At 55.9% G+C, this 13,339-nt stretch carries 9 protein-coding genes; all 9 read right to left on the reverse strand.

The window, feature by feature from the left end; translation table 11 throughout:
• Positions 1–109 precede the first annotated feature (109 nt).
• The 9 genes from ACLF6L_RS09180 to ACLF6L_RS09220 all read right to left on the reverse strand — a co-directional run bounded on the left by ACLF6L_RS09180 (position 110) and on the right by ACLF6L_RS09220 (position 13,299).
• The gene (locus ACLF6L_RS09180) at positions 110–1,276 is read right to left on the reverse strand and encodes a LicD family protein (RefSeq protein ID WP_412851514.1); all 1,167 of its coding nucleotides are present in this window, start codon (positions 1,274–1,276) and stop codon (positions 110–112) included.
• 68 nt (positions 1,277–1,344) lie between these two features.
• Positions 1,345–5,007 carry a glycosyltransferase family 4 protein gene (locus ACLF6L_RS09185; RefSeq protein WP_412851515.1) on the reverse strand — a complete coding sequence of 1,221 codons (3,663 nt, stop codon included), beginning with the start codon at positions 5,005–5,007 and terminating at the stop codon, positions 1,345–1,347.
• Entirely contained in the window at positions 5,007–5,681 is a 675-nt protein-coding gene (locus ACLF6L_RS09190; protein ID WP_412851516.1) for a hypothetical protein, read from the reverse strand. Before ACLF6L_RS09190 ends, ACLF6L_RS09185 begins: the two co-directional genes overlap by 1 nt.
• 13 nt (positions 5,682–5,694) lie before the next feature.
• On the reverse strand, positions 5,695–6,954 hold the full coding sequence (locus tag ACLF6L_RS09195) for a class I SAM-dependent methyltransferase (RefSeq protein ID WP_412851517.1): 1,260 nt from the start codon (positions 6,952–6,954) through the stop codon (positions 5,695–5,697).
• A 29-nt stretch (positions 6,955–6,983) separates the two neighbouring features.
• Positions 6,984–8,147: a hypothetical protein gene (locus ACLF6L_RS09200; protein ID WP_412851518.1), complete on the reverse strand. Its 1,164-nt coding sequence runs from the start codon at positions 8,145–8,147 to the stop codon at positions 6,984–6,986.
• Between the two features lie 33 nt (positions 8,148–8,180).
• The gene (locus ACLF6L_RS09205; RefSeq protein ID WP_412851519.1) at positions 8,181–10,094 is read right to left on the reverse strand and encodes a hypothetical protein; all 1,914 of its coding nucleotides are present in this window, start codon (positions 10,092–10,094) and stop codon (positions 8,181–8,183) included.
• Between the two features lie 16 nt (positions 10,095–10,110).
• A complete protein-coding gene (locus tag ACLF6L_RS09210; protein ID WP_412851520.1) occupies positions 10,111–11,361 on the reverse strand; it encodes an ImmA/IrrE family metallo-endopeptidase in 1,251 nt (416 codons plus the stop codon).
• Positions 11,354–11,800, reverse strand: a complete 447-nt coding sequence (locus tag ACLF6L_RS09215; protein ID WP_412851521.1) for a hypothetical protein — start codon at positions 11,798–11,800, stop codon at positions 11,354–11,356. The genes ACLF6L_RS09210 and ACLF6L_RS09215 overlap by 8 nt, the downstream gene beginning before the upstream one ends.
• A gap of 80 nt (positions 11,801–11,880) precedes the next feature.
• Positions 11,881–13,299, reverse strand: coding sequence for a mannose-1-phosphate guanylyltransferase/mannose-6-phosphate isomerase (locus ACLF6L_RS09220; RefSeq protein WP_412851522.1), 1,419 nt, complete (start codon positions 13,297–13,299; stop codon positions 11,881–11,883).
• Positions 13,300–13,339: the final 40 nt, after the last annotated feature.

A 13,339-nucleotide genomic window follows, 5' to 3' on the forward strand; every position in this document is an offset into this window, starting at 1 on the left:
CGTGTGCTTGGCGGCTCACAACCGGGAGTTTTCCCAATGGACTCCCTACAATGTCAAACTTCTACTGTCACCCCGGCAGAGCCGGGGGATTTCCCAAGTCTGGTTAAAATCACTCAAAACCTGCAGGAATTTTAATAAATGGTCCAGCTGGTAAAAACTCCTCAACCTCATCAGAAATCATCTCAAACTGCTTGAATGCATGATTATATTTATTTGCCGACAAATACCATTGACTTCCAAAATCCTGACAAAGTACAGCTTCATGATTATTAGGCACTGAAATACCAAACCCACCAAAATCCATAAGCTTTGTTGGAAATACATCATCATAGAAAGGCTTTGCACGTAAAAAACCCTTCAAATCAACTAATCTAGAGCCAACATCCCTAACTATAAAAACATCACAATAGGGCGAAGGATAGTCTCTTATTTGCCTATTCTTTGAAACAACATTGAAACCAACCCAATTTGAGGGGTCTGGATTTTTATTTACCTTCCAACCAAGCGCAACCAGTAGTGGGACAACTTTTGATTCAAAATTATCAACATCATCTTCTAGTAAGCACAAATCTATATCATCATCCCATGGTATCATACCTTTGTGCCGTGCTGCACCTAACAATGTCCCAGAGGAAAAGTAGTACCTAATATTAAAGTACTGCATTATTTTCTGCATTATATAGGTTAAGCGATAAGCCTCAGGTGCAATTCTGCTATCAAACTCGTGAGCAGTGTTACCATTGCAAACCAAACCACCAAACTTACTTATTGTTAATTGCTCGATATCAGCATCACCAATACCCAACCTCAGAAAACCCAGACCTAGTCTTCTAGTGTCAGCCGAACCGCACTCTGAAGGTGAACGCGGATTCAAAATTTTGAAATTAATTGAAGCAAATCCATTGGAACAAAAATCCAAAAGCACCAAAGGGACTTTGACAAAATGGATATTGCTGTTATATGAGCAGCCTGCCTTAAATGTTCTTCTAAACCTTCCCGCAGAAAAAACAAAAGAAACAGAGTTATTTATTTTATCATTGATATATGGTCGAAAATACACATACAGAAAATTACCGCAAATAATATTTTTATTAACTTTCAACTCCACTATTTCACCATTACTCCAACAGCCCCACTCTTCAAATCCAGACAACCCCTCTGTAATTATATTTTTATTTTTACTTGCAAAGTCCCACTCATAGAAAAACGAAGGCTCCTCAAAAAAATCAACACTATTAATTTCAAAAAAATCTTTATAAGCATCAGCAGCGACCATATAGACAACCTTTTACCATTTGAAATCCCTAAAGAGCTTGGGCTTGCAGGGTTTTTAATTTTTATTAGTTAAGAAAGGGTCTTATTCAGCATTAACTGAGAGCTCTCACGCCATCTCAACCAAGGCATCCCAGCCGAGGATCGCACTTGTCCTCGGGAATAATCCATCAACCACTGTTTTAACACCGCATCGGATTGCCCCGAATTCATGTCCCTGGGCAGATAAGTGGCATACTCCCCCGCCACTTCCCGAAATACCGGGATATCCCTTGCAAGGATGGGCAGCCCCTGCTGCGCTGCCTCGATCAAGGGCAGGCCGAAGCCTTCGCCGTAGGAGGCGGCGATGAGGCAAGCGCAGGCATCATATACTTGTTGCAGGTATTCATCGCTGATGGCGGCGAGCCAGAATAGCCGCTGATTGTACTCGGGATGCGTCTTGATGCGCTCGGCCAGGTGTTCCACCTTCCAGCCCATCTTTCCCACGAGGACCAGGTTCACGTCCTGTCCTTGTTGCCAGAGGCGGTCAAACAGATCCAGGGTGTCGGCGTGGCCCTTGCGCGGTTCCAGGGTGCCCACCATGAGAAAACTGGGCTTGGCTCGCAAGGTATCCAGCACCTGAGGCGCATCGTCCGGCAGGCCGCTCGTGGGGGCGGAACCTTCAATGTCCGCTCCATTGTGGGACCAGGCGATCTGCAGCGGGCGGGTTCGCTCGGGGCCGTGGTGCTGCATCCATTCCGCCAATTCCTCGGACACCGTGCGCGAGACGCAGATCACCCCATCGGTCGCGGTGATGGTCTTGAGCCAGCGGGTAAAACCTTCTTCATTGCCTGGGGGGAAATGCTCCGGCATCTGGATGGACAGCAGATCGTGCAGGAGGAATTTGACGGTAACACCCTCCCTTCGCAGCTTCTGGTAGAACGCCCCATGGGCGATCTGTACCTGGGGTTGCATATCCAGCCCAAAGAAGACATCCCCTGGGGCATGGTCCATCAGGCTGTCTTCTCCGGGGGTGCCGGGCAGGCCGAGAAACTGGTGGGTAAAGGCGCGGGCATAGCGGTAGGCCTCGTCCGGTGCGGCATAGACCGGTTCCACCCGATAGCCTTCCGGCGGATGGGTGAGCCATTCCTTGAGCACGCTGCGCACCACCCGCTGGATGCCGCTGCGGGCATCCCGCTGGGCCAGTTCGGACACATCCACCAGCAGTTGCTGTCGCGGGCAGTGCCGCCCCAGCAGGGCTTGCTGGAGTTGGTGGGTGCTTTCGGCCCAGGTATTCCAGCGCAATCCCTGGACCTTGGGGTGGGTGCCGGCCTGGTAATGGGCCAGCCAATGATTCAGGTGCTCGGCCAGGGCCGTGCCGGTCTCGCCGGTGAAGTAGCTGGCATGGTCCTCGGCCACTTCCCGGAATACCGGGATATCCCGGGCGATGAGGGGCAGACCATGGCGCGCCGCCTCGATGAGGGCAAGGCCGAAGCCCTCGTTGAGGCTGGCGGCCACCAGGGCGGTGCAAGCCTTATAGACCCGTTCCAGGTATTCGTCGCTGATGCCTTCCAGCCAGAACAGGCGGCGATCCCGCTCGGGATGATTGCGCAACCGCTGGGCCAGGGCCTGGATATGCCACCCTTCCCTGCCCACCAGGACCAGATTCACGTCGTGGCCCTGATCCCAAAGGATTTCCACGGCCTCCAGCAGTTGCTGCTGGCCCTTGCGGGGTTCCAGGGTGGAGACCGTGAGAAAGCTGGGACGGGATGCCAGGCGCTCCAGGACGGACTCGGCCTCGACTGGCAGGCCGGTGGAGGGGCGGGAGTGCTCGATGTCGGCGCCATTGTGTACCCAGTCGATCTGAAAGCCTGGTGTAGTCTGGATACCGGCTTCCTGGATCCAGGACTGCAAGGCATCGGCCGTAGCCCGGGATACGCACAGGGCGCCGTCGAAGCCGGCGATCATGGTCAGCCACTGTTCGTGCAGCGCCCTGGCCTCGGGGTCGACAAAGAAGCCGTCCAACTGGATGGGCAGTAGGTCGTGCACGAGAAACTTGATCACGACACCATCCAGGCGCAGGGCCTGAAGCTGGTCCTGTCGGGCCAGTTGCACATGGTGCTGCATGTCCAGGCCGAAGAAGACGTCGCCCCGTTGCCAGTACATCGGGGTGTCTTCCAGGGAGGGGGCTGGTGTTGTGCCCAGGAAACGGGCGGTGAACTGGCGGGCATACTGATAGCCTTCCTCCCGCGTGGCGTACACAGGCTCCACGACAAAACCCTGGGGGGGATGTTCCAGCAGGGCCTTGAGGTAACTGCGCACCACCCGCTGTACGCCGGTGGCGGCATCGTTCTGACAAATCTCAGAAACATCCAGCAGCAGTTGCCGCGTGGTGCCTGCCTGCTGGTTGCAGGCGATGGCCGTAGCCAGCTCGCTCTTGGCACCATTACTCCAATCGCGCACCGAGTGTACCAGTTGACTGATCAACTGGTTGGGGCTCACGGCCTGGGGGAGCGGAGCCGGCTTCTGCGCTCGCTTGGTTAACAGATGGGTCCAGGCATCCAGGGCGAGACGCGCCGAGCGGTCCCAGGAGAAGTGCCGGGCCTGTTGTGCACCGTGGTCTTTGAGTTGCTGGCGCAGCGCATCCTGTTCCAGCACTTGCTGTAACTTGGCGGTGATGGCTGCGATGTCCAGGGGGTCGAACAATGCGTCGGGATGGCCGATCACTTCCGGTAAACTGGAGGTGTTGGCACCGATCACCGGCGCGCCGCAGGCCATCGCCTCCAGGGCGGGCAAGCCGAATCCTTCGTGCCAGCTGGGGAAGACATACAGATGGCACAAGTTGTAGAGCCGCACCAGTTCGTCATCGGTGACATAGTCGGTGAAGATGAATTCATCTTCACCAAGCCCGGCTCCACGGGCCTTTTCCTTGAGGGCGACGACGATGCCGTGGGGGATGCGTCCGGCAAAGACCAGTTGGTGCCGACGACGCAGTGCTTCGGGCAGGCGGGCGTAGGCCTGGATGAGCCTCGGCAGGTTCTTGCGTTCATCTCCGCCGCCGCTGTAGAGCACAAAGGGGCGGCGAATGCCCCAGCGTTCCAGCAAGGTCTGGCGTTCACCTGGGTCGATGTCCACCACGCGGAATAGGGCATCCGCAGCCTCCGAGGTGTTGACCACCTGATCTTCTGCCACATCCAGGTATGTGAGGGCCTCCTGACTGGAGGAGTTGGAGATGGTCAGCAGCAATGCGGCCCGGCTCAGGTGGTCGATCTTGTTGCGGTAATAGGCTGCGAACCGGGGATTGCGATCGAGATAATGCTCCGGGTTCATCAGGGGAATGAGGTCGTGCAGGGTGACGCTGACCGGTGTGGTGGTATCCAGACGACCAATGCTCAGAACGGCGTCGTCCCCAAAGCCCTCGAAAAGACTAGGGATGTGAACGAGATCGGGCTGCAGGCTCTGGAGGAAGGCCTCGCGCATCAGTTCCGCCGCCAGGCGGTAGGGGGCCGTGCCTTCCTCTGCTTCCAGCACAGGACCGGGGGCATGCCAGACCCGAATGTTGCTCTGAGGCAATAGCCCATCAAAGGCAGCGCGGATGGGTTCGATGGTCTCCGGGAAACGGCCATTCAGGGCCAGGAGGATCTCGTGTTCACCCCGATGACGGGCGATGGCCTGGGTCAGGGAAAGGGTATAGCGGCCAATGCCCCGGTAACGGCTCTCGGTCTGCGCACCTTGCATATCGATGACGATGCGCATCAATGCCCTACCTCCGCTTCCACTGCCTGGAATTGCTTGAACACGGAGAGGGCATGCCGGGAGAGCCCACGGCCATCATAGTCCTGAACCGTGAAGTTCAGAACGTGCACATCCATGCCGGCCTCCTCCATCCAGCAGCAACCTTCGTGCACCATGGTGACCATCAAGCGGTATTCTCCTGCCTCGTCTGGTGGCATGAGCTTCATCGCCATCTCCATCCTTGTGCCGGGAACCGCAGGCTGAGGTAATGGTGTGCGCTCACCTTCGAATTCATAGACCTCCCCATCGGCGCGATACCAGTGGTAGGCAACGTACAACGGCTCCTCCGGGGTGGTCTGGAGGGCGCGATCGGTGAAATTTTCGATCCGGATCCTGAGCTTGCGCTTGAGTCCTGCATGCAGGGTGAGGTTGTCGTCGATGACTCGCAGGCGGCCCATCGCCTCTGGAGGCTGCTCCTGTTCCGGGGTGGATTTAGCTTCCGGAATGACTTGGCCATGCTTCAATTGGTGGATAAAGGCATGGGCACAATGCCCCTCCACCAAGCGTTCGATCCATGATTCCCTGTGCTCCGATGTGTTGTGTTCGGGGGGGGCAAAGATGGTAAAGGCGCGCTCGACCAGGATTGCTTTATTTCGCCGTCTAAGGGTAGAAAAATCCGTATATTTCTGTTCCATTTTTCCTATCATATCAGCTCGGGCTCGTTTGGGCATTACGTTTGGACATCAAGGTATATGAAACCCCGTATTCCTGATCCCAGGGGTTTGCCAGAGGATCCCGTCCTTCCTCTTCTGATGGATCAAAGCGATTCACTTGCGCCAATACAGCGTAATCCGGGCTAATCCCGGTGAGGAAGTCTTCCACCTTGAATTCGTCCCTTGTTCGCATGCCGTCAGGCTCCTGTAATCGCAAGACTTTCACTCGCTCGAAACCATAGTATTCTGGGACAAATGCCAACAATGGGGGCGGCAGTGGATTACGGTGGGTGGGATCCATGTAAAAATTACAACTTCCCACCGTGTAGTTTTCAGGATTAGGGGTTTCCATGATCAAAATCCCCTGAGGAACCAGGACGCGACGAGCCTCTTTCACGATGGCTCGAAGCATCTCAAATGGAATATGCTCCACCACATGCATGAGGCTGATGCAGATTCGGCTGGATTCGCGTTGCTGGAGCAGATAAGCCAGTGCATCACCTTGCTGTATTGACAAACCTTCCAGTTGTGCTGCTTCCAGCATACCGGCATCCTGGTCCACGCCTTCAGCGGGAATTCCCGTCTCTTTGAGCACTTCGAGCCATTCGCCCCGCCCGCATCCCAAGTCCAACACAGAAACACCGGGGTAACGTTTCGCGATGGGTTGCACAAAGGGCAGATACACGAGGACTCGCTGCTTGATCAGCTCACGGGAACCCCGAAAGCGATCTTCGAAGACACGATAGAAGTTATCCTGCGCGGCCGGATGATATTCCGTTTGATGATCTTTAAAAAAATGAGGCGGTAAGGTCTGATGAAGTGCACCTGCTTCCTGTACTGCCCTGGCCTTGGCCAGGGTACCGCTTTCAGTATCCTGCATCTGTGCCAACTGCATGCTAGCGGTGAAGTGCTTACCGATGTCTTCTGCGTTTTCACGCAAGATAGCGATCCGTCCCAGTGTGTGATGAACGCCAGCGGCAAGCAGCCGCGCGACCTGCGTGGGTTTCAGGCCCCATTGCATGGCCAATTGTGCCCAGTGCCGAGTGGATTCAAGATCTCCCAGTTGCTGATGGGCATTACTGATCAATAGCGCGATGGTCGCCCGCTCGGGGCGATCCTGAATGGTTTCTTCGGGAATGGAAGCAAGGCGCTGCCACTCACCAAACAGCCAATATGTCCTTGCTTGGGTGAGCTGATTTGACGTTTCAGAGGCCACGACCATCTTGCTGGCCGAATTTTGCTTTTGTTTTTTCACCCTGGGTGGTCTAGGTTTCCTGCCCATCGCTATGATTCCTTGCCTTGAACAAGGATCTCCTTGATCAAATCCAGCTGGGCTTCCGCCTTGCGCATTTCCTGCTCTATCCGTTGCTGGTCATTCTTGTTCTCTTCATCCACTATCTGACGGATTTTCGAGGTTTCTGACTTGAGTGATTCGAGCTCTTTCTCCAGGGCTTCCACTCGTGATTCAGCAGCGTTTTTTGCCTGTACATTGAGATGATTCTGGTGTAGCGCGTCTTCTTTCTTTTGAAGCGCTTCTTCCAATTGATGTTTTAGGTCATCCCGTTCCTTCTTGATGCCTTCCAATTGTTGAGCCTTTTCATCACGCTCATGAGTCAGGTCGTTCAGGTGCTGCTGGATCTGCTTGAGCTCCTGCTGGTGTTGTTCCGCTTGCGCCTTGAATTCGTCACGCCGTTGTTTCAGTCTGGCGATGTCATCCTTGAAAGTGGCGTTCTCCTGCGCCAGCTGCTCGGCACGCTGGGCCTGCTCATCATGCTGAGCTTTCAGAGCATCCCGTTCCTGAGTCAGTTGAGCTGTCTTGCCTTGCTCGCTTTCCAGTGATTGGGTCAACCACCGATTTTCCTTGGCGAGCGGGTGAAGGGAAAACACTTGCTGGTGGTCCGAAAAACCTTCAAACCGCACTTCCGTATTGTGTAACGGACCATGCAGGCCTAGTGGGGGTACGATCGATTGAGTACTGCGGGGCGCAGGTATTACCACCACATGACTGAATGCACACAGATGACCACTTTTCTGTAGTTCGTTCAGCAAGAGTTGCGCCTGTTCACCTAAATCAATGATCAGAAGATTGGACCGATGACTGTCCGGGGCAATCTCGTTGATCAGTTGCTTGATATCAGTAGTGAGTTGGTCTTCCTTGGCTAGGCAGACAAGCCCAGGATATAACATCTGCACTTCCTGAGACGGGGGAATCAGCCCGTTAGCCCAGCTCAGGTTATAGCGGTGAAACGTGCCGGGTCGCTGCTCGGTGTCGATCAGGGCCTGGCGCACTTGCAGTCCAGGCTGATCTTCGAACTCACTGGCCCGCTGCGCAATGACTTCTGAATCGGCATCAACCAGCCAGCTATTTTCCGCCAACATGGTATAGAAAGCTGCAGGGGGCTGGGTACCTGCGCCCAAGTGAATCAGTGTGTGATAGCTGGAGGACATGGACGTTATTCCCTCGACAAGAGACCGGGCCTGTTATTTCGCTTTGGCAGAGTGGATGCGCTGCATGTCCGCGGCCAGCCGTTGCCAGTCGGCCCAGTCGCGGGACACCCTTCTGCCCTGCTGCGCCAGGGATTCCAGCATCTGCGGTAACTGCTGGATGAGGGAGCGCAACAGCTGCTGGTCTTGCGGTTGAATCTTTTTCCATACCCCACCATCCATGGCATCGGGCAAGGCAAAGCGCAGCTCCAGTTTGGGGCCGTGATCGTCCCGGCTTTCTTCAAACCAGTGCTCGAAGAGTTGCTCTTTCTGTTCCGGCAGTTCCAGTTTGGGCTGGCTGCCGAAATCACCAGGCCGTACCCCCGCGCAGGACAGGCGGAAGCTCCAGGCTTCGGCGTGACGAGTCCCGAAGGTGGGATTCTTCAGCCTGATCCAGAGATGCTCATAATCCGGGTTGACCTGTTCATGCTGCAATTGAATGTGTTCATACGCCAGCTGGGGTTGTCTGTCCTTTTTCCTTCCGATGATACGTTTGAGCCAGCCTTGAGACTGTTCCGCCTGTTCCTGTTCGAATGTGCTGAGCTGCTGTTTCAGGCGGCGGGTTTCCGCGGCCAGTTGTTCATTGTCCTTGGTGGCTTGCTGGTGTTGCAGGAAATAGCTTTCCAGTTCTTCCTGTACCTGATGCAGCTGCAGGAGCAGTAGTTCATTCTCCTGCTTGCTCTCTTCCAGTGCCTTCTCGGCTTGCTGCTGTGACCGAAGTGCTTTGTCGCGCGCTTGGGCCATCCCGGCCAAGGCCTGTTTGTGCTGCTCTGCCTGCTGGCGGGCTTGGTCACGCTCCTTGGTGACATCGGCCGCTGACTGCCTGGATTGTTGCAGTGCCTTCTCATTCTCCTGATGCTTCAGGAACGTGGCTTCCAGTTCTTCCTGTACCTGATGCAGCTGCAGGAGCAGTAGTTCATTCTCCTGCTTGCTCTCTTCCAGTGATTTCTCGTTTTCCTGGTGACGGGTGAGTGCCTTGCGGGTTTCAACCAGTGACTGCTGTAACGCCTGGTGTTGCTGGGTGGCACTTTCCAGCTTTTCCTGTACCTGATGCAGTTTTTCAAGCAGCTTGGCGTTTTCCTGCTTGAGTACATTGAGCTGCCGGCGTTCGTCTTCCGACAGATCCTGGGCACAGCGACGCTGGTAGTCCTTGAGAATGGAGGCCAGGGACAGTTCTGCCTGACCTTGCAGAGTACCGTCTTCATCCTTTTCGGTATCCACATCGGTCAGGGGTTGCTGCGCAGCCTGCAGTTCCTGGTGCAGGGGGGTCAGATTGCCTCCGGCTTCCCGCAGGGTTTTGTCTGCCAGATGACGCGCCAGTGTCAGGGGTGCCGTTTGACGTGCTCCCGGTAGCGCCGGCAGTGACTGGGGCTCCGGCATCTGCAGGCCAAGCTGCCAGCGCTCGTTGAGTTTCTCCAGCAAGGCCGTCGGTTTGATAACGGCCTGACGGGCATTCACCAGCAGGCAGCGCTCGGGGTTGGCCAGGTAGAAGTTCAGCAGGCGCTCGTGGTGGCTTCGCCACTGCTCTAGGCAGGTTTTTTCATCCAGGTCTTCTTCCGTCAGCAGGCAGTGGGCCAGGTAATCCTGGGGGTCGCAGGTCAGCAGCAGGAAATGGATGCCGGGTTCCAGTTCGGCCCAGTAGTCAAGTGCCCAGAGACTTTCCGGTTCGGCCCAGCCCCAGCAGGGCTGGTGGAGATTGGTCAGCAGCAGGTCTGTGGCCACCTCGTCCCACAGACGCCCAAGTGGCTGTTTGCGTTGCAGCACCGGGGCCACCTTGGCATGCCAGTCGGCCATGCTGAGCCGGGCCTGGCGCTCGATGGGCTGGGCCTGAGACAGGCCGCTTTGAAAAAGCAGTCCACTGAGGGTGTTGAATTCAGCACTGGGGGCGCCGGTGATGCAGAGTGTGTTCATTGAGTAAGGAGTTCGCTTAGTGATAAGAAGTGGAACAATAATTCTCTAGAGTATGCTCGACGACACGAGTTGATACCTGAAAATGCTCAGCGGCAGCTTCAATCTGATCGTCGTCTGGAGCATCCGTGTCCATCCATTCAATCAGTGCCTCGTAGGGGCACAACAATGACTGTGCGAAGGCCCGCTGATATTTCTGACGTGCAGTGCGTGCGCGCGTCGATGGAAGCAGTTTTTCAGACTTGTCAAATGCGAGCGCATCTCCAAGCAGACGGGCAAGCCCGAAACGACGCCCGGTGTGTCGATGCGAGGATAGGTTCACCAATATGCCGCTGTCCCGGCGCAGTCCGGCATTCCAGTCGTACTTGGGGAGTCGGGGACCTTCGGTTGTCAGAATGTCTTCGGGCAAATGAAGCAACTCGGACAGACGGCGATCCGTCACAGGATCATTGCCCATCCCTAAACAGGTTCTTACCTGGGTAGCCATGTCCACACCCGACTGCCACGGCGGCCGATTCGCTGCATGAAGCCTGGTCGGTGGCTCAATGCCATGAAGGTCTTCCAAAGACATCACGGGAAGATGACTTGTGCTTATTGCATCGCCCAATTCTTCAAGCATCGCGGGCATCTCAGTGGATGAGTCGGCGGCAAGTTCTTCCATGGCCTGTTCGCCAAAGCGGGCGCCTGCGCTGATCAAACGCTGAATCAGTGACTCTGGACCCTCATCAGGATCAAACCCCATACGGGCTTCCAGCCGACGCCACAGGGCCGTTTCAGGATCGGCGCGTTCGGCCATGACATCAGCCCATAGCGCCTTGGCCGGATGGTCTTCAGGTATCATCTGCAAGGTTTGGGTGACGCTGGCGTCCAGGGCTTGCTCAAATGCTTCGGCGTCAACCCATCCTTCCGCGGCATTCAGGAAACGCAGTGCGGCGTTTTCACCTCGAGTGGGTTTGGCACGCAGAAAAATGGCTTCGCCATCCGAATGCATGCAGACATGCGGCCACACTATCCCACCTGCTGCCCCGGACAGGCAGTGACTCATGCGCCAATCGACTGTAGGGGAGCCATGATGCTCGCCCTCCCAGCGCAACCGCCACCAATTCGCCGCGACCCATTCCACCCATGGAATGGGATCCATGATCAAAGAGCGCTTGACGCGATGTTCATCAAGGAAGTCTTCATTTTCCGTTACATATTGACCACCTACGCGAATCGTCAGCCGAGCTTTTCCGATGTTTTCGAGCGGTTCGACACTGAGTTCAAACATGGGCATCACGCTGCTCCCACCGTTTAAGGACTTCCTCCCGAAACGGATCCTGTTCCGGCATCGGGTAGCCATGATAGGTACCTTTTGCTGGATTCTCCAACTGCGCTTCCATGGGTAGGCCTGTTTCCGTGACAGCCCAAATATTCTGCGGCCAGTAGTCTCCATGTCCCATACGGCTGCTGTACAGCCCTGCAGACAAGCCTTTTTGCAGCAAGCTCAATGCAGCCTGACGGGTAATGATTCCCGTATCATCACACAGCATTTTTCCAGGACGTGGATCAGAAGGGGGCGTCAAGCCAAAATCCCCCGGATTTCTCTTATGCTCCGGGTTTCCACCATAACTTACTTGATTCTGCCAGTCGGCTTGAGCTGAAAAGTCAATTTCCATAACCAAACGCCGCTTTGGGTTGTAGGTTCTTTGCCTGCGTTTGAAGGCCATCCTCACTCCTTGGGCCAAAATTCTTTTCTGTTTAAAATACCTTCACAGGGATAAGGTACATGCCGACCCTTTTACCATGATTAACGCCCATAGCCGTCTTCAAAGCGGACGATGTCATCCTCGCCAAGATAACTGCCGGACTGCACTTCAATCAGTTGCAAGGGCACTTTGCCGGGATTTTCCAGACGATGCGTTTCCCCCATGGGGATGTAGGTGGACTCATTTTCACGCAGCAGGCGCTGCTCATCGCCAACGGTGACCAGGGCCGTACCCCGTACCACAATCCAGTGTTCGGCACGATGATAGTGCATCTGCAGTGAGAGCTTTTCACCCGGTTTGACGGTGATGCGCTTGACCTGATAGCGATCCCCCAGATCAATGCCCCGGTAACTTCCCCAGGGGCGGTGAACGGTGGTGTGAAGGTTGTGTTCGTCGCGCCCTTCCACCTTGAGGCGGTCAACGATTTTCTTGACGTCCTGAGCCTTGCGGCGATCAGCGACAAGCACCGCATCATCGGTGGCGACCACGATCACGTCTTCCACGCCGGCCAGGGCCACCATGGCATGGGTGCTGTGCACGTAGCTGTTGCGGGTATCGTGCAGCAACACGTCACCCTTGGTTGCATTGCCTTGCTCATCTCTGGCCTCGATCTCCCACAAGGAAGACCAGGCACCCAGATCGTTCCAGCCCATGTCCACCGGCACCACGGCGGCCTGGTCGGTATGCTCCATCACCGCGTAGTCGATGGAATCGGACGGTGACTCGGAAAAGGCTTCGCTGTCCAAGCGGCAGAAGGTCATATCCTGGGTGCTGTGTGTCACGGCCTTGCGCACCGCGGCCAGTATTTCCGGCTGGAATTGCTCCAGCGCCTGGAGATAGGCACCGGCCTGGAACAGGAAGATGCCGCTGTTCCAGACATAGTCGCCGGATTCCAGGTATTGACGGGCGGTTTCCTGATCAGGCTTTTCCACGAAGCGCTCCACTTCGTGAATACCTTCGGCCTCCCTGCCCCAAGCCCTACCCTGCTGGATGTAGCCATAGCCGGTTTCCGGCGCCGTGGGGGTGATCCCGAAAGTGACAAGCGCGCCCTCAGCGGCCGCCACGGCAGCCCGGGAAACGGCCTGACGGAAGGCGGGTTCGTTCAGGATGACATGATCGGAAGGCATCACCAGCATGAGTGCTTCCGGCCCATGTTCGCTCAAACGCAGGGCCGCGGCCGCCACGGCGGGTGCGGTGTTGCGCCCCACGGGCTCAAGCAGGATGTCGCTGGGAGTGATTCCGATCTGACGCATCTGTTCCGCGATGATGAAGCGATGGGCTTCATTGCAAACCAGCAGGGGATCGGCAAACCCTTCACCACTGGCCCGTTTTACGGTGTCCTGCAGCATGGTGGTTTCACCCTGGCCATGCAGGGGTAAAAACTGCTTGGGGTAACCCGCGCGGGACATGGGCCAGAGGCGGCTGCCGGAGCCACCGGAGAGGATGACGGGATGAATCATGGAAGGGTGAATTCCTTTCTTCATGCAATTTGGCGAAATT

The sequence above is a fragment of the Ectothiorhodospira shaposhnikovii genome, assembly GCF_047222355.1.
Lineage (GTDB): Bacteria > Pseudomonadota > Gammaproteobacteria > Ectothiorhodospirales > Ectothiorhodospiraceae > Ectothiorhodospira.